This is a genomic window from Pantoea sp. Tr-811, assembly GCF_011752535.1.
Taxonomy (GTDB): domain Bacteria; phylum Pseudomonadota; class Gammaproteobacteria; order Pseudomonadales; family Pseudomonadaceae; genus Aquipseudomonas.
The window spans coordinates 99,118-116,725 of sequence record NZ_VWXJ01000011.1; the positions used below are offsets into that span (position 1 = coordinate 99,118).

The 17,608-nt window shown below is 64.1% G+C and carries 15 protein-coding genes; 8 read left to right on the forward strand and 7 right to left on the reverse strand.

Annotation, left to right across the window (positions count from 1 at the left end; genetic code table 11):
- The first annotated feature begins 6 nt into the window (after nucleotides 1-6).
- The 8 genes from F3J44_RS17555 (at nucleotide 7) to F3J44_RS17590 (ending at nucleotide 8,997) form a co-directional block, all read left to right on the forward strand.
- Nucleotides 7-1,899, forward strand: a complete 1,893-nt coding sequence (locus F3J44_RS17555) for a phytase (protein WP_205299964.1) — start codon at nucleotides 7-9, stop codon at nucleotides 1,897-1,899.
- 70 nt (nucleotides 1,900-1,969) lie between these two features.
- Nucleotides 1,970-2,680, forward strand: coding sequence for a protein TolQ (gene tolQ / locus F3J44_RS17560; RefSeq protein ID WP_167070520.1), 711 nt, complete (start codon nucleotides 1,970-1,972; stop codon nucleotides 2,678-2,680).
- Between the two features lie 13 nt (nucleotides 2,681-2,693).
- Complete coding sequence (gene tolR / locus F3J44_RS17565; protein WP_167070522.1) at nucleotides 2,694-3,137, forward strand: protein TolR; 444 nt, start codon at nucleotides 2,694-2,696, stop codon at nucleotides 3,135-3,137.
- Nucleotides 3,138-3,139: 2 nt separating this feature from the next.
- Entirely contained in the window at nucleotides 3,140-3,892 is a 753-nt protein-coding gene (locus tag F3J44_RS17570) for an energy transducer TonB (protein ID WP_167070525.1), read from the forward strand.
- Nucleotides 3,893-4,134: 242 nt separating this feature from the next.
- Nucleotides 4,135-5,307, forward strand: a complete 1,173-nt coding sequence (locus F3J44_RS17575) for a M20 aminoacylase family protein (protein ID WP_370526764.1) — start codon at nucleotides 4,135-4,137, stop codon at nucleotides 5,305-5,307.
- Nucleotides 5,308-5,402: 95 nt separating this feature from the next.
- Nucleotides 5,403-6,713 (forward strand): citrate-proton symporter, encoded by a 1,311-nt coding sequence (locus F3J44_RS17580; protein ID WP_167274449.1) that lies wholly within the window; start codon nucleotides 5,403-5,405, stop codon nucleotides 6,711-6,713.
- Complete coding sequence (locus F3J44_RS17585; RefSeq protein WP_167274452.1) at nucleotides 6,710-8,167, forward strand: amidase; 1,458 nt, start codon at nucleotides 6,710-6,712, stop codon at nucleotides 8,165-8,167. Before F3J44_RS17580 ends, F3J44_RS17585 begins: the two co-directional genes overlap by 4 nt.
- A 59-nt stretch (nucleotides 8,168-8,226) precedes the next feature.
- Nucleotides 8,227-8,997, forward strand: coding sequence for an IclR family transcriptional regulator (locus F3J44_RS17590; RefSeq protein WP_167274455.1), 771 nt, complete (start codon nucleotides 8,227-8,229; stop codon nucleotides 8,995-8,997).
- A 901-nt stretch (nucleotides 8,998-9,898) separates the two neighbouring features.
- Here F3J44_RS17590 and F3J44_RS17595 read toward each other — a convergent pair.
- From F3J44_RS17595 to F3J44_RS17625, 7 genes are all read right to left on the reverse strand, one after another.
- Complete coding sequence (locus F3J44_RS17595) at nucleotides 9,899-12,100, reverse strand: LTA synthase family protein (protein ID WP_167274457.1); 2,202 nt, start codon at nucleotides 12,098-12,100, stop codon at nucleotides 9,899-9,901.
- Between the two features lie 126 nt (nucleotides 12,101-12,226).
- Entirely contained in the window at nucleotides 12,227-13,456 is a 1,230-nt protein-coding gene (locus F3J44_RS17600; RefSeq protein ID WP_205299965.1) for a hypothetical protein, read from the reverse strand.
- Between the two features lie 84 nt (nucleotides 13,457-13,540).
- A complete protein-coding gene (locus tag F3J44_RS17605) occupies nucleotides 13,541-14,296 on the reverse strand; it encodes a hypothetical protein (protein WP_167274463.1) in 756 nt (251 codons plus the stop codon).
- Between the two features lie 28 nt (nucleotides 14,297-14,324).
- Nucleotides 14,325-15,005, reverse strand: a complete 681-nt coding sequence (locus tag F3J44_RS17610; RefSeq protein ID WP_167070688.1) for a C39 family peptidase — start codon at nucleotides 15,003-15,005, stop codon at nucleotides 14,325-14,327.
- A gap of 63 nt (nucleotides 15,006-15,068) precedes the next feature.
- Complete coding sequence (locus tag F3J44_RS17615; RefSeq protein WP_205299966.1) at nucleotides 15,069-16,367, reverse strand: hypothetical protein; 1,299 nt, start codon at nucleotides 16,365-16,367, stop codon at nucleotides 15,069-15,071.
- Nucleotides 16,368-16,548: 181 nt separating this feature from the next.
- Nucleotides 16,549-17,121, reverse strand: a complete 573-nt coding sequence (locus F3J44_RS17620; RefSeq protein WP_167070690.1) for an adhesin — start codon at nucleotides 17,119-17,121, stop codon at nucleotides 16,549-16,551.
- 1 nt (nucleotide 17,122) lies between these two features.
- Complete coding sequence (locus tag F3J44_RS17625) at nucleotides 17,123-17,563, reverse strand: hypothetical protein (protein ID WP_167070691.1); 441 nt, start codon at nucleotides 17,561-17,563, stop codon at nucleotides 17,123-17,125.
- Between the last annotated feature and the right edge of the window lie 45 nt (nucleotides 17,564-17,608).

Here is a 17,608-nt window from a genome sequence, read left to right on the forward strand (position 1 = left end):
CTGCTCATGCGTATGTTCACCTTGTCCATGCTGGGGTTGTCCGTTGCCCTGGCCCAAGGCGCCGCCAGTGCCGCGCCAAGCCTGACCCTGGAACGCACCCCGATTGACGCCCAGGCCAGCCAGTGGCTTGCGCCGGCGCCTGCACTGAAGCAGGGCGGGCGCCTGCAACTGGCTGCCAAGGCGTTGCAAGTGCTCGATGGCCAGGGCCGCGTGCTGGGCGAGTTGCCCGGCCGCTTCGAAACCCTCGACCACCGTGCCGAGGGTGATGGCCTGCTGGTCGCCACGCTCGACAAGCAACGCCAGCAGGCTTTGCTGGCGCGTTTCGATGCATCAAGCGGCTGGGGCGCGCCGCACTACCTGCCCGCCACGCGCTATGCCATCGAAGGCCTGTGCCTGTACCGCGACAGCGCCGCCAACGATTTTCTGTTCCTGGTGGGCGAGGAGGGTATCGGCGAGCAGTGGTTGGTTGCCGAACACGCCCAGCCGCTTGCCGAGGCACGCCTGGTGCGCAGCCTGAGCCTGCCGCCGCAAAGTGCCTTCTGCCAGGTGGATGACGCCAGCCACAGCCTGTTCATCAACGAAGAGAACGTTGGCCTGTGGCGCTACCCAGCGGCTGCAGAAGCCCCCTTGCTGCGCGAACCGGTAGACCTGGTGGCACCGTTCGGTGGCCTGGCCAAGGCGGTTGCAGGCATGGCCGTGGTACCGGGTGGCTTGCTGGCACTGGACCCCGCCGCCAGGGCCTTGCACCTCTACCAGCGCAGCGCCGGGCAATGGCTGCGCGCTGGCACCCTCAGCCTGCAAGGGCTAAAGGAGCCAGAGCAGGTCAGCGCGCGTGTCGCCGGCAAGGGCTTGGAGCTGCTGCTGGCCGACGACCAAGGCACCCACCGCGGGGTGCTGGGCTGGGCGCCGCAAGCGCCGCACAGCCAGCCGCCGGTGGCGCAGGTCAAGGCGTTGGTGCAAACCGACGGTGTTCCAAGCCTGGGCGATGCGGCAGATGACCCAGCCATCTGGGTTCACCCCCGCCAACCGGCGTTGAGCCGTGTGTTTGGCACCGACAAGAAGGGCGGGCTGCTGGCCTACGACCTGCAGGGCAAGCAGCTGCAGGACCTCAGGGTCGGGCGGCTGAACAATGTCGACGTCCGCGGCGGTTTCCAGTACGGCGCGCACCTGGTTGACCTGGCCGTGGCCAGTAACCGCGACCGTAACAGCCTGCACCTGTTCGCCATTGATCCGGCCAGTGGCGAGCTCAGCGACATCGGCCAGGTGCCGACCGAGCTCAAGGAAATCTACGGCCTGTGCCTGTTCAAGGACAGCGAACAGGCCATCCACGCCATCGCCAACGACAAGGACGGGCGTTTCGTTCAGTACCGGCTCGATGCCAGCAATGGCCAGGTGACCGGCACGCTGGTGCGCAGCTTCAGCACCGCGACCCAGTCCGAAGGCTGCGTGGCCGATGACCGTAGCCAGCGCCTGTTCATCGCCGAGGAAGATGTCGCGGTGTGGGCCTTGGACGCCCGCGCCGAGGGCTCGACCCAACTGGACAAAGTGCTCGGTGTCGGTGGCCCGGTGCAGGACGACATCGAAGGCCTGGCGCTGTACCACGGCAAGGGCGGCGACTACCTGGTGGTTTCCAGCCAGGGTAACGACCGCTACGTGGTGGTCGATGCCGCCCCTCCGTATCGCCTGCGAGGCAGCTTCCAGGTCGGCCTCAATGGCGCCTTGGGCATCGACGGCGCCTCGGAAACCGATGGCCTGGAAGTGACCTCGGCCAACCTCGGCGGGCCTTGGGCCGAAGGCTTGCTGGTGGTACAGGACGGGCGCAAGCGCATGCCCGAAGGCAAGCAGAACTACAAATACGTGCCCTGGGCGGCTGTGGCCCAGGCCCTGGGGCTGAATTGATCGCCCGGCCTGTCATGCCGGCGCAACCTGATTGCCTTTGACTGTGAACCGAACTGAAAGGATAGCTGCAATGCAAACCCCGACTCCGCTCGAACACACCACGCTCTGGAGCCTGGTCAGCGACGCCAGCCTGGTGGTCCAGGCCGTGATGCTGTGCCTGGTCCTGGCCTCGCTGCTCAGCTGGTACCTGATCATCCAGCGCGGCACCCGCCTGCGCCGCAGCCAAGCGCACAGCAAGGCGTTTCTCAAGCAGTTCCGCGAAAACGAGGTCGGCCAGCTGTACCAGGGCCTCAAGGCGCAACAGCCGCACACCGATGCCGGCCTGCAACGGATCTTCGTCGCCGGCTACCAGGCCTTCCAGCAGTTGCAGCCAGGCCAGCAGCCTGACAGCGTGCTCGAAGGCGTCGAGCGTGGCCTGCTGGTGGCCATTGCCGAGCAGGAGGAGCGCCTGGAGCAAGGCCTGCCATTCCTCGCCACGGTCGGCTCGGTCAGCCCCTACATCGGCTTGTTTGGCACGGTGTGGGGCATCATGAATGCGTTCCTTGGCCTGTCCCAGGTGCAGCAGGCGACCCTTTCCACCGTGGCCCCCGGCATCGCCGAGGCGCTGATCGCGACCGCCATCGGCCTGTTCGCGGCGATTCCGGCGGTGATGGCCTACAACCGCTTCTCGGCCAGCAGCCAAACCCTGATTGGCCGCTATTACGCCTTTGGCAACGAACTGCAGGGCCGCTTGCAGCGGCGCCTGCAAGGCCAGGCGGGCAGCCTGGCGGCAGCGGCCTGAGGAGGAACGCGCGATGCTCGCCAAACCTGTGCGCAAGCATGGCCTGAAGGCCGAAATGAACGTGGTGCCCTACATCGATGTGATGCTGGTGCTGCTGGTGATCTTCATGGTCACTGCGCCGATGCTGGTGCAGGGCGTGCAGATCGAACTGCCCAAGGTGGCGGCAGAGGCGCTGCCAGCGCCCGGCCAGCAGCGCATCGTCACCCTGTCGGTCAAGGCCGATGGCAGTTACTACTGGAACCTGGGCCATGAGGTCGATGCCACCCGGCAGACCGACAGCGCCGTGGACACCGCGCAGATGCGCGAGAAGATCGCCGCCCTGGTCGCCCAGGACCCACAAACCCAGGTGTACCTGCGTGCCGACCGTAATACCGATTACGCGGCGGTGGTAGCCGGCATCGCCGAGCTGCAGCGCGGTGGCGTCAGCCGCCTGGGCCTGATCACCGAGGCCCCTTGAACATGAGCAGCCTGACCTTCGGCAACCGCGCCTGGCGTGAGCATGGTGCGGCATTCGGTGTGGCCCTGGCACTGCATGCCGGGCTCGCCTACCTGTTGATCAACTTGTCGCCCACGCCGCTGTTGCCTCCTGCGCCGGCACCGGTGATCCAGACCCAGTTGGTAGCGCTGCCAGCGCCTGTGGCGGTGCCTGAACCTGCAGTGGTCGCGCCGCCCGTGGCTGCACCGGTGGTCGAGCAGCCACAACCGCCAAGGCCCAAGGCACAGCCCCCGGTGGTTGACGAAGCGGCTATGGCGCTCAAGCGCGTGCAGCAGCAACAGCGCGAACAGCAACGCCAGGAACAGGCCCGGCAACAGCGTGAGGAGGCGCAAAGGCGTGAGCAGCAATTGGCCCAGCAGGAGCAGGCGCGTCAGCAGCAGGCACATGAGGCCCAGGCCCGCGAGGCGGCGGCGCAAGCCCAAGCCCGTGCAGCCGCTGAAGCTGCCAGCCGCCAATACCTGCCGATCGCCAAGCAAGCGCCGGATTATCCGCAGCGGGCCTTGGACCGAAACATCGAGGGGGAGTGCACGGTCACCTACACGGTTACCCCGCAAGGCCAGGTGAGTGACCCGCAGGTGGTCGGCCAGTGCCACCCGCTGTTCGTCCAGCCATCGCTGGCGGCCGCCAAGCGCTTCCGCTACCAGCCCAGGGTGGTGAACGGGCAGGCGGTGGCGGTGGCCAATGTGAAGAACACCTTCACCTACAAGATCCGCTGAGCGCCGCCACCCTCTGTAGGAGCGGGCTTGCCCCGCGAACACCGGCGCAGCCGGTGCCATCCACCGCGGTGCTTGCTTCGCGGGTCAAGCCCGCTCCTACAGGTTCCACCCAGTGGAACAACATTCGATTGTGCTGCCACGCCACTCGCGTTTAGCTGTCGCCAAGCACGACCTGCCTTCCCCGTCGTGATCTCAAGCGAACAACAAGAACGGGACCCACCCGCGCGAGGAGATTCCCCATGCTGAAACACCAGCACATCCTGGCCTGGCTGAACGACGTGGCCAGCGACCTGCACGCCATCCGCCACGACATTCACGCCCACCCCGAACTCGGCTTCGAGGAAAGCCGCACTTCGGCGCTGGTGGCCACGCTGCTCAAGCAGTGGGGCTACGAGGTGCACACCGGCATCGGCAAAACCGGCGTGGTCGGCGTGCTGCGCAACGGCAGCAGCACGCGCCGGCTGGGCCTGCGCGCCGACATGGACGCGTTGCCGATCATCGAGGCCACCGGCGCGGCCTACAGCAGCCGCCACCAGGGCTGCATGCACGCCTGCGGCCACGACGGCCACACCACCATGCTGCTGGGGGCTGCGCGCTACCTGGCGGCAACCCGGCAATTCGACGGCACCCTGACGCTGATCTTCCAGCCCGCCGAGGAAGGCCAGGGCGGCGCCGAGGCGATGCTGGCCGACGGCCTGCTGGAGCGCTTCCCCTGCGATGCGCTGTTCGGCATGCACAACATGCCGGGCTTGCCGGCCGGGCAGCTGGGCTTTCGCGAGGGGCCGATGATGGCTTCCCAGGACTTGCTCAGCGTGACCCTGGACGGCGTTGGTGGCCATGGCTCGATGCCGCACCTGACGGTCGACCCGCTGGTGGCAGCGGCCAGTGTGGTAATGGCCCTGCAAACAGTGGTAGCGCGCAATATCGATGCCCAGGAGGCGGCAGTGGTGACCGTGGGCGCGCTGCAGGCGGGCGAGGCGGCCAACGTGATTCCCCAGCAGGCATTGCTGCGCCTGAGCCTGCGCGCGCTGGACGCCCAGGTGCGGGCGCAAACCCTGGAGCGGGTGCGCGCAATCATCGTAAGCCAAGCCCAGAGCTTCGGCTGCACCGCCACCATCGAGCACCGCCCAGCCTACCCGGTGCTGGTCAACCATGCCGCGGAAAACGCCTTTGCCCACCAGGTTGGCGTCGAGCTGCTGGGCGAAGGCAAGGTCGATGGCAACACCCGCAAGCTGATGGGCAGCGAGGATTTTGCCTGGATGCTGCAACGTTGCCCCGGCGCCTACCTGTTCATCGGCAACGGTGTGCAGCGGCCGATGGTGCACAACCCCGCCTATGACTTCAACGACGACATCCTGCTGACCGGGGCCGCCTACTGGGGCGCGCTGACCGAGCGCTGGCTCGCACCGGCCTGACACTTCCCTTTGATTCCTGCCGTTGGACCCCGGGCGCAGCCGTGCCCGGGCGATCACCTGAACGTTGCTGGTCAACAGATGATGGAGTGTTCCCCATGCAGACTTCCCCAACAGGCGCGTCGCGTACCCGGCAAGTGGTCGCGGCGGTTATTGGCAATGCGCTGGAATGGTATGACTTTATCGTGTACGGCTTCCTGGCGAGCATCATCGCCCGCCAGTTCTTCCCCTCGGGCGACGAGTACGCTTCGCTGCTGATGGCCCTGGCCACCTTTGGCGTGGGCTTTTTCATGCGCCCGGTCGGTGGCGTGCTGCTGGGTATCTATTCCGACCGCAAAGGGCGCAAAGCGGCGATGCAGATGATCATCCGCCTGATGACCTTGTCCATCGCACTGATCGCCTTTGCCCCCAACTACCTGGCCATCGGCATGGGCGCGCCGCTGCTGATCGTGGTTGCACGCATGCTGCAGGGCTTTGCCACCGGGGGCGAATACGCTAGCGCCACCGCGTTCCTGGTGGAAAGCGCGCCGGCCAACCGCAAGGGCCTGTATGGCTCCTGGCAGTTGGTGGGGCAGTGCCTGGCGGTGTTCTCGGGCGCGGCCATGGTGGCCCTGGTGACCCACCTGTGCACGCCCGAGGCCCTGGACAGCTGGGGCTGGAGGATTCCGTTCGTGCTGGGCTTGCTGATTGGCCCGGTGGGGTTGTGGATTCGCAAGCACATGGAGGAGCCCGAGGAGTTCCTGCAAGCGCGCAAGCAGGCCAAGGGCCAGGCGCCGAGCCTTGTGCAGGTGCTGCGTGAGCACCGCCGCAGCCTGTTGGTGTCGATGGGCCTGGCCTGTGGCGCGACGGTGTCGTTCTACGTGGTGCTGGTGAACATGCCCACCTTCGCCCACAAGAACCTTGGCCTGCCGCTGGATCAGGTACTGCTGGTGCAGATGCTCGCGGTGGGCCTGATGACCGTGGTGATACCGCTGGCTGGCGCGCTGTCGGACCGCCTGGGCCGGCGCCCGGTGCTGATGGCCTTCACCCTGGCGTTCTTTGTCATGGTCTACCCGTTGTACGTGTGGGTGGCGGCCGCGCCGTCGATCGAACGCCTGCTGGTGATGCAACTGCTGCTGTGCACGGCCATCGGCGGCTTCTTCGGCCCGGCGCCAACGGCCCTGGCCGAGCAGTTTCCGGTGGAGGTACGCTCCACCGGTGTGTCGGTGGCGTACAACGTGGCGGTGATGGTGTTCGGCGGCTTCGCCCCGCTGATCGTCACCTGGCTGAGCCAGGCCCTCGGCACCCCGGTGGCGCCGTCGTTCTACGTGCTGTTCGCCTGCCTGCTGACCTTGCTGGGCACTTATTGCTTGAAAGAGGCCCCGCGCGCCGACAAGGCCGCCGCTTATAACCTTGGAGTAAAACCGTGAACCCGTTAGCCATCGACCCGATCGTTGCCTTGGATGCCGAGGCGTTGTCCCAGGCCATCCATGCCCGCCAGTTGAGCTGTCGCGAGGTGATGCTGGCCTACCTGGGGCATATCGAGCGCTGCAACCCGCAGGTCAATGCCCTGGTGTCGCTGCGCGACGGCGAGGCCTTGCTGGCCGAGGCGGATGTGCGTGACAAGGAGCTGGCACGCGGCCAGTCGCGCGGCTGGATGCATGGCATGCCCCAGGCGATCAAGGACCTGGCGGCCACCGCCGGGCTGCGCACCACCCTGGGCTCGCCGTTGTTCGCCGAGCAGGTGCCGGCGCATGATGCCATCAGCGTGGCGCGGGTGCGGGCCAGCGGGGCGCTGATCGTCGGCAAGAGCAACGTGCCGGAATTCGGCCTCGGCTCGCAGAGCTACAACCCACTGTTCGGCACCACTACCAATGCCTACGACCCGCGCCGGGTGGCTGGCGGCAGCAGTGGCGGCGCCGCCGCGGCGCTGGCCATGCGCTTGCTGCCGGTGGCCGATGGCAGCGACATGATGGGCTCGCTGCGTAACCCGGCGGCGTTCAACAACGTGTATGGCCTGCGCCCGTCCCAGGGGCGGGTGCCCTATGGGCCGACGCCGGAGCTGTTCGTCCAGCAACTGGCCACCGAGGGGCCAATGGGCCGCAGCGTCACCGATGTGGCGCGGTTGCTGACGGTGCAGGCCGGCTTCGATCCGCGCGTGCCGTTGTCGATCAACCAAGGCCCACGGGATTTCGCGGCGGGGCTGGCGCGGGACTTCAAGGGCGTGCGCGTGGGCTGGCTGGGCGACTATGCCGGTTACTTGCCGATGGAGGATGGGGTGCTGGGGTTGTGCGAAACGGCCCTGGCCGATTTCGCCGAGCTGGGCTGCGAGGTCGAGGCCTGCCAGCCGGGCTTCGACCTGGGGCGGTTGTGGCAGTGCTGGCTTACCCATCGCCACTTCCTGGTGCACGGCAACCTGGCTGCAGCCTATGCCGACCCCTCCCGGCGGGCATTGCTCAAGCCCGAGGCGCAATGGGAAGTGCAAGGCGGGCTCGCGCTGAGCGCGGCAGCCGTTTACCAGGCCTCGCTAGACCGCAGTGCGTGGTACCAGGCACTGGGCAAATTGTTCGAACGTTACGATTTTCTGCTGTTGCCCTCGGCCCAGGTGTTCCCTTTCGACGCAGCCGAGCCATGGCCGAAGGTGGTGGCTGGGCGGACGATGGACACTTATCACCGCTGGATGGAGGTGGTCATCGGGCCGACCCTGGCCGGTTTGCCGAGCATGAGCGTGCCGGTCGGTTTCAACCCCCAGGGGCTGCCGATGGGCCTGCAGATCATAGGCCCGGCCCAGGCCGACCATGCCGTGTTGCAGCTTGCCTATGCCCATGAGCAGCTGACCCGGTGGGTGCAGCGCTGCCCGCCGCCCAGCCTGCAGGTGCGCTGAGCGGCCCGTATCTTGCTGTGCTTGTTGACCATCCACGCACGGACAAGGAGGTCTAACCCATGGGCATCACGGCAGACAGCGGCGGCGTTCGTTCGGTGGAACGGGCGTTGGCCATCGTCGAGCTGCTTGGCGAACACCAGGCGCTGGGGTTGGAGGAAGTGCATTACCTCACAGCGCTGCCCAAGGCTACAGCGTCACGCATGCTCGCCACGTTGCAGGAGCAGGGCTGGGTGTACCGGGGCCTGAGCGACCGGCGTTACCGGCTCAGTGCACGGTGCCTGTTCGGTGACCGCCAGTTGCGCTTCAAACGCCAGCTGGTGGAACGGGCGGCACCGCTGTTGCTGGAGTTGTGCGAGCGCACAGGGCTGGTGGCCGACCTTTCGTGTTTCGACGGCGAGCGGCTGGAGGTGATGGAAAGCGCCATTCCCCAGGTGCTGCGCAAGCGTTACCCGAACAACTGCCAGATCGTTGGGCAGCATGCCAGCCTGTTCCATTCGGCGATGGGGCGGGCGTGCCTGAAGGAATTGGCGCAGGAGGAGGTGCAACGCCTGGCGGCCCAGGAACGGGCGCCGGGGGATGAGTGGTTGCGCGGCCTTGAGGGTGATGCGCAGAAAGGCTTTGGGCAACGCACCGAGGGGTATTGGGAGTACCCGGTCCGTTTGCCGTTCCTGATCCGGGCGATTGCCTTGCCGGTGCGGGTGCAAGGGCAACTGGCCGGGAGCATCGCCTTGCACTGGCCGGTGGACCAGGCACCGGTGGAGCGGGTGCTGAGCCTGCACCTGAACAGCCTGGCGGCGACGGTTGGGGATGTGCAGCAGGCATTGAATTAGTTTGCCTGTGCTGGCGCATCGCGAGCTATGCTCGCTCCTACCAGTCGCCCGTAACTCCTCGGTAGCGTAGTCTTAATTTTTTTGAGTGATATTGAACGTTCAGGTCGTCAAGCTGAGTTGGTGCTCTTGTTGTTCTGGCGTCGGCCTGTATCGTGGAGCCGGCGGAAGCAAGGGTAGTTGGAGTGCGCTCAAAGTTGAGGATTTCATAGTTGTAAGTTCTTAACATTTTCATTGGGTCATCTCTTAGCAGGTGCCATCCAATCGCAGCAGTGAAACTCGCATGCCTTGGTTGTCACCCCGGGTGCCGGGGTGCTTTTAGAAATAGATGAGTACATGCAATGAGTCAATGAGGGGCCAAGCCAAGTAGAAAAGGCCGCAGGTTAGTTGCCCTGTGTGCACTTGGAGAGGGTTGTAGGAGTTGTCCGTAGGAAATGGCGGAAAATCCGAAAAGTATTGGGTTGTAATGTAGCTTCTCGTAGGTGATTGTTGTTTGTGGCGTACGAAAATGTACCCTGCAGTGTAGGAGTGCTCTCTTAAATTCAGCCTGGGTTTGCATCGCTACGTGATTGAATCGGAATTGTTGCGCGTGCATTAGTGTTTCGAGATGTAAAATATGCGAGAGAGATTCGCTAATTCAGATTGTGCCATCTGAAGATGGCCGGTTACTAACCGGACAAATATTTGAGCAAGACCGTTGCTCACACAGGGTTGGGCTAACAGCGTGTAGGAGCGGGCTTGACCCGCGAAGCAAGCGACGCGGTGCATGGCACCGGCTGCGCCGGTGTTCGCGGGGCAAGCCCGCTCCTACAGGGCATTGCGGCGCGGCTGCTGGCACTGTTCCCTGCGCGACAGCGCAGCCCGCAGGGCTGGGTGGTCTCCTACAGGGAATTGAGGCGTGGGTTTAACTGGATTGCGCGGCCTGGCCGTCGGTGAAGTCTTCCTGCGGCTCTTCCTCGCCGGGCAACGCGGTGATCACGCTGAAATCACTGACTTCCACCTCACCACCCCCGTAGCCAAGCAGGTGAAACGAAAACGCCTTGCGCACGCTGGGGTTGTCGAAACCGAACTCCATTTCCAGTGGCTCATCGGTGGTTACCCGAATTTCCTCGGGCAAACCCAGCGGTACATCCTGCTCCAGCTCCTTGGCCTTCAGCTGGATGTAAGCAGCGTGCTGCGGGTCGAGTGCCCGCACCTTGACCCGCACGCGCGTGCGTGAGCCCTCGGGCATTTCCAGGTATTGCGCGCCAATCAGGTTGTCCGCCCAATCGTCATGAATGCGCGCCTGCAGGGCGATGGCCGAAGGCCCGCCAAACTGGTAGCGCAGGTTCAGTGGCGTTTGCAGCAGGGATTGGTCCAATACCCCAGCCAATGCACCCAATTGCGGGCCGAAGCTGTTGTCACCCGGCCCCAGGTAGCGCGCCTGGTCGGCGATGAAGCCCTGGCTGGCATAGCGGCGGCAGCGCTGCTGGAAATCGCACTCGGTGAACACGCCCTGGCCATCGTGGTAGCGCAGCATGCCGTTGGTGTAGGAAATCATTTCCCGGCCGCTGTCGTAGTCGCGAAACAGCGAACGGCCCGCCAGCGCAACGGGAATCGGCAGGTTGAAGTAGTCAAGCAGCGACGTGGCCAGGTCGACATGCCCATAGGTGCCCTGCTTGATGTGCGGCAATTGCGCCTGTTCCGGCGCCAGGGTCAGGTTGAAGCCCCATGAAGAGGCCAGGCGTACGCCATCGATGCCATGGGACTCATCCGAGGTGATGACCACCAGGGTGTCCTTCAACACGCCCTGGCGCTCCAGGTTGTCGAGAAACGCGCCGATCGCATCGTCCAGGTAGGCCACCGCCGCCTGTTTGGCCGTGTCGTACCGGGCCAGGTAATCGGCAGGTGCCGAGTAAGGCTGGTGGGTGCCCACGGTCAGCAGGGTGAGCATCCAGGGCTTTTTCTGCTGGCGCAGTTGCCCCACGTAGTCCTGCGCGCCTTCGAAGAAGGCCCGGTCATCCTTGCCCCACGGGAACTCCAGGTAGTTGTCGTGCTTGAACCACTCCAGCCCGTGCACCGACTCGAAGCCGATGTGCGGCATGATGCGGTCCTTGGCCATGAAGCGCAGCCCGGCACCTTGCAGGTAATGCGTGGTGAAGCCCGCCTGGCGCAGTTGTGCCGGCAGGCATGCCTGGTTGCGCTGCTGCTGGGTCAGCAGCTCCATGCCCTTGGGGGTGCCGTTGGCCAGCTTGTCGTAGTCACCGCAGAGCATCGCATACAGCCCGCGAATGGTCTGGTGGGTGTGCAGCACGTAGTCGGGGGTGTTCATGCCCCGCTGCGCCCAGCGGCTGAGTTTCGGCATCAAGGCCTGGTCGAAGCGGCTGTGCAAGGCTTCGCGGTTAGGGCTCAGGTAAGCCCCGGGAATGCCTTCGAGGGTAATCACCAGCAGGTTGCGGGCCTGGCCTGGGGCTGCCAGCAGGCGCTGGCCTGCCAGGTCGTGCTGGGTAAGGCCGTTGGCAGGCAGCGGGGTGATGGCAGGTGCCTCGCCCAGCCAACCCTGGGCCTGGCGTTGCAGGTCGCCGACGCCGGCGGACAACGCTTGGTGGGTCAGGTTGTACTGGCGCCATTGCTCGGCGTCGCTCGGGGCCAGGTGCTGCAGCCCCCAGTGCATGCCGAACAGCACGGCAGGAAGCGCCCAAGCCTTGCGTGGTAGCCGTGCCTGGGGCTGGCCACGGCCGGACCAGGCGCCCAGCAGCCAGGCCAGCAGGCCGCCGCCGAGCAGCGCTGGCAGCCAGGCATGGGCCAGGCCGCCGCCGGTGGAGTTTTCCATGAACTGTGGGTCGAACAGGTAACCCAGGTCGGCGCTGACTGGCAGCCTGCCGACGGCACTCACCAACTCGGCGGAGGCCACCCACAGGGCGGCCCAGGCAAGCAGCAGCGGCAGCGCCAGCCACCAGGGGCGGCGATGCACCAGCAGCACCAACAGGCTGCCCACTGCAAGGTCCGACAGGTAGCCCAGTGGGTTCGACCAACCCAACATGGCGCGCGCGCCCAACGGAATCACCAGAACCAGGGCCGCCAGGGCCAGAAGCCGGGTGAGAGGAGGGCGGAGCAGGTTTTTCACGGACACTTTCCTTATTGACATCAAATCGTCACGAAACGATGGGCGATGATATCAGGCAAGCGTCAGGAAAGTGGCGGATTACAAGGCTGGTTACCAAATGGCGGGGCTGCGTGGCAGCCCCTGGCTTCAGAAGTAGTACGGGAATTTCAGGCTGAACGAGAAGTCCGGGGAGTCTTCGGTCAGGCCGATGGCCAGGTTTGGCACGATGGTGAGGTTTTCCGAGGCGGCAAAGGTCAGGCCGACGTTGAAGTTGGCCGCGTTGTAGTCGCTGTTGGTGATCGACTGCCAATCGCCGCCATCCTGCTTGATCTTGCTCTTGCGGGCGAACTGGTCGGTAACCGAGAACGACATGCTCATCTTCTCGTTGAGGGCGAAGGCGATACCGCCGCCAATTTGCCAGGAATCCCCGAGTTTCACGTCGCCCGGCACCTTGGAGTCGGCCTGCGGGCTGATGTCGCTGAACGAGTCCTTCATGTTGTAGGTGTAGGACAGGCTGCCGAACAGCACGGCAGGGTCGAAGGTCTTGACCAGCGAGATGCCCGGCGTGATCGACCACACGCCGTTACCGGTCGGCAGGCTCTCAGGCACCGACAGGTTGTTGTTGCCGGCCACTTCGCGCAGCTTGATGCCGTAGGGGTCCTTGCCGGTGGGCGCCTTGATGCGCAGGGTGGCCACCGCATCGGGCCAGTGCTCCGACTCGTCGATGAACTTGTAGGCCACGCCGACGTTGACATCGCCGATTTGCGGGTCGCGGGTAACCGTGGCATCGGAGGCGTTTGGGCCAGCCCCGCCGGCGCCGCCGGAGGAGTAGGTCGATTCGCGGTAGATGACCGGAACGTTGACGTCGAACTGCCAACGGTTAGCCAGGTTGTACCGGGCGGTGAGGTCCAGCGTCCAGTTGTCGGCCTTGATACGGTCGATGTTGATGTTGCCAAGGAAGATCGAGTCCAGCGCCAGGAAGCCATTGAGCACCAGGGCGCGGGTGTCGTAGTGGGTATAGGTCAGCCCCGTTTCGACGCTGAACTTGCCGCCCCCGAAGAAGCCGCTGGCTTCGTCATACAGGTTGGATACGCTCTGCGCCGGTTCCGAGTCGTCCTTGAGCGACTGGCCATAGGAACTGCCCCCCGCGGCCACCGTCTGGGTGCCTTTGGAGGGCTCGGAGGGGGAGCGCACGAGGCGCTTGGGCGGTGCTGCGGCCGGGGTCTCTTCGACCTGGCGTACGCGCTGCTCGAGCACCATCAGTGCATTCTGTTGAGCCTCGTAGCGTTGCTTGAGTTGTGCCAGCTCCTGTTTCAGCGCTTCAACCTGTGGATCTGCTGCTGCATATAGCAATGACGCTGGGGCCAGGGTGCTCAAGCAAACTACAGCTCTGAACGTCAACGATCGATGCATGGAATAGCCGTCCCTTCTGACTACATGTTGGATGAGACTGAGCGTAGATCAGTATCCGAGATTGCGTAGGCCTTTGAGTTGATCGAGATTGGGGCCCACGTTTCCGGTACTTGGGGCCGTGTCACGCAGCACCACATTCAGCGCTGTCAGGTTTCTGACCACGTTGCTGCCACCAAGCAGGGTGGTGTTCTGCAGCAAGCCGCCCTGGGCCAGTTGCTGCAGGGTGCTGCCCTGGTTGTTGTTGGCGACGATGTTCATCTGCACACCGGAACCTGTGGAGGACACGCTGAGCGAGCCTGCGTCGTTGGCGCCGGTCAGGGTCTGGCCTGCGCTCAGCACCTGGCCCTGGGGTTGCGGGGTGGGGTCGGCCTGGCTGGCTTTGCTGACATTGATGTCGACATTGTTGTTGGCAATGTTGTTGTCGCCTGCGGCGCGTACAACCTGGGTCACGCCTTGGGTGGTGGTGAGGCCGTTGCCGCCGGTGACCGTGCCGGTGCCGTTGGCGATAGGTTGCGAGCTGGACGAACTGGGCGCCTTTTCATCGATCATCGACACATAGAACTGGGGTTTTATCGTCGATTGCGCAATTTGCATCTGCGACGTTGCGCCGATCAGTTCGCCCTTGGCGTTTTCCCAGGTACTGGTCATGACGATGCCGAAACTGACGATTCTGCCAGGCATGACGAAACGCCCGCGCAGGTTGGCCAGCTCCTGGTCCTTCAATTCGATGGGTTTGAACGTTTCCGCGTGAATCGGCAGGCTGGCTGCCATGCACGCGGCCACTAGCCAGATTGGAGTCTTCATAGGATGCTCCCAGACCCTAGCAAGGGCGTTAGAAGAAGTCGCTGCGGATGAACCCGAAGTCCATCAGCTCCGCGTCTTTAACCGGCTGGAAATCGTTGATGCGGTTCTTGGCGGTGAGCGGCAAAGGTGGGGTCAGCAACACGTTGCTCTTGTCGTAGCCTTGGCCGATGACGGCGAAGATGATGCCGTTCCAGCCTTTGACGAAATCGTCCACCTTGTAGCGTTTGTGCCCAAGCACCGGGTCGCCGATGTAGACCCAGCCTTTATCGACCCGCTGCAAGACCACGAAATGCTTGTAGCCACGGATGTCCATCAGCACCACGACGGGGATGCGCACGGTTTCCAGGGTTTCCGGGGCGACCCGGTAGCCGCGGGCGCGCATGCCCAGGCTTTCGACGTAGCGCTTCATGTCGAGCATGGAGAAGCCTTGGGTTCGCACCAGGTTCTGGTCGGCGTTCTCAAGCATGCCTTCGATGATGTGGGTTTCATCCACGTCCAGCCAGTAGGCTTGGCGCAGGATGGTTGCCAGCGCGGCGGCGCCGCAACTGAAATCGGTCTTTTGCTGCACCAGGTCGACGAACTTGCGTTCGCGCACACTCTGCAGCGGTTTGAACACCACGCCACCTCCGGGGATCACCGAAAGCGGCATCTGGGCAGCTTCGCTCACGCTGGCGAGGCACAGCAACAACGCCAAGGCAGTCATACGCATGATCGGGTGCCTTCTTGTTATGCGGAAGAAAAGGCCCCCCGAGGGGGGCCTTCAGTCCAGCGGTCAGAACGAGGTGTTGGAGATGGCCAGCGAGTTGCTTTGCTGGTTGCCCACACCGGCAGCCACGTTCACGCCCAGGTTGCCGCTGCCGCCATTGACCGAGCCACTGAGGGTGGCGGTGTTGGTGACAGGGTTGGCCCAGCCGGTCGGGGTCAGCACTTGGAACGACACGGAGTTGCTCAGGTCGTAAGCGCTGCTCTCGCTGTAGCCCTTCGACACGTCGTGCGAAGATTGCGAGGCTTTTTCACCCGATTTCTGGTACGCAGAAGCCGAAGCGTTCTCGTAGGCAGAGTCGTGAGACTTAGAGTAGGACGAGTCGTGAGACTTGTCATACGACGAGCTGCGGGTTTTGTCGAAGGACGAATCGAAGGCTTTTTCGAACGACGAGTCGTAGGCGCTTTGATGCGACTTGTCGATCGAGGCATCCAGCGAGGCGTTCAGCGAGCCGCTAGCGCTTTCGCTACGTGTACGGTTGCCGAAGGTTTGGCTGCGAGCAGCTTCTGCCGAGGCATCCAGCGAGGCGCTGAGGGTGGTGTTGCTGGACGAGCTGGCGTTGCCGCTGGCAGAGCCGTTGGCGTTCCAGCTGTTGCTGCCATTGACGTTGGAGGTGCTGTTGCCGCTGGCGTTCGAGCTGCTGGTGCCATTCGAGTTCCAGCTGCTGGAGCCGCTGTTGGCGGAGGCTTGTGCACCGGCTGCACTCCAGCTCGACGAAGCGCTTCTGTTGTCGCTCGAATCGAACTGGCCACTGCGCGAGGCCGAGCCGCTTTGGGTGGTGGTGAGCGTCAGGGTATCGACACGGTAGGTGCGGTCGGCACTGTTGACCACGGTCAGGCCTGGGCCATTCTGGTTGGCCGAGGCGGTGGCGGTGGAGTTACCCAGGCCAGCGTTGGCGTTGGCGATCGCCATGGTGTTTTTCTGCTGGTTGAGGTCGCCACCGGCGATGTTGATGCCCATGTTGCCGCTGCCGGCGTTACCCGACCCGCTCATGGTGGCCGAGGCGGTGGTGCCGTAGTTCTGCACCATGTTGCTGGTGCTCTGCTGGTTGACCCGGGCAGTGGCAGAAGCAGTGCCGAACACGAAGCTGTTGTCGATGGCCGATGCATCGGACGCGGCGTTGGCGATGGCGGCGGCGTTGTCTTGTTGGTTGCCGGAACCGGCCGCCACGTTGACACCGACGTTGCCACTGGCACCGGACGCCGAGCTGCTCATCTCAGCGTTGTTGATGGTGCCTTCGTTACGGATGTAGTTGTTGGTGCTGGTTTGCCGGTCGGTTGCCGTGGCAGTGGCATTGATCGGAACCATCCTTTCTGGAGGGTTCTGGTTGCCATGGTGGTGGTCGTTGCCACGACGATCATTTTGGCCAGCTTGTGCCGCAACAGCCATGATCGCAGCAATTGCGAAAACCAGAGGCTTGATTGCCATCGAAGGTTTCATGGTGTTTCTCCGTCTTTTTTAGGTTAAGTGTTGTTCTTAACTGCTTGGGTCATTGAGCAACCCGCACGCTGAAGGTGTTGGCCGTCTGGTTTCCCACCCCTGCGCTCTGATTCAACTGAATCACCCCACGGCTACCGGTGAAGGCCTGGTCGCTGGTGCTGACATGGCGATAACCGGGGGTGGAGTCAGTTGCATCGGAGTTGTTGAGCAGCGCCACGTTCTGTTGCTTGAGGACGCTGTCGTCGAGACTTTGCGGCTGGGCACTGATGCTGATGCGCAGTGCGTTGGCCTGTTGGTTGGCGGCGCCGGCGGCCTGGTTCACACCCAGTGCGCCGTTGCCACCGCTGAAGGAATTGCCCTGGATATTGGCCTGGGTATCGCGGGCCGGGTCGGGGGCTGTGTTGAGGCGCTGACGAATGTCGGTGACGGCACTGGCATTGTGGCCAGTGGCCAAGGCACGGGCGTTGGCCTGTTGTTGCTGGTCGCCGGCGGCCTGGTTGACGCCGACGTTGCCCTGGTAGTTGGCGCCGGAGTTGTCGATGGTGGCGTTGTCGATGACCGGTGAACCGGCCAACGCCGTTGCACTGCACAGTGAAGCCAGAATCAGCAGCATGTGCCTCATGTCATTGGCCTCCGGTCAGGATCTGCAGGGGCGCCAGGCCACGCTGCACGCTGGAGTTGACCATGTTCGAGATGCCATTGCCGCCACCGGTGCCACGGCCCCCGGCCATGTTCGGCAATTGGCTCTGCTGGTTGATGTTGCTGCCGATGCCGTTGGTTTGCTGGGTGATCAGCGAAGTGATGCCGGCGCCGCTGCTCACGCTTGCGAAATCGCCGTCACTGAGTTCATTGGTTTGCTTGAGCACCTGGGCTGCCGGGTTGGCATTGACGGTGGTCGGATTCGGATCGGGCTGGAGGGGCTGGCGGTAGGCAATGCGTGGTTGCACATCGCGAGTGATCACGATGATGCCATCCGCGGCCTGGGCGCTCAGGGTCGCAAGGCCCGAGCCCAATGCACAACCGACCAGCAGCAAATGGCAGATGCCTTTGTCGAGTTTCCCCATGACGGCGACTCCTTCTTCGGGCGCTGGTCTGTTCAGCGTTGCGAG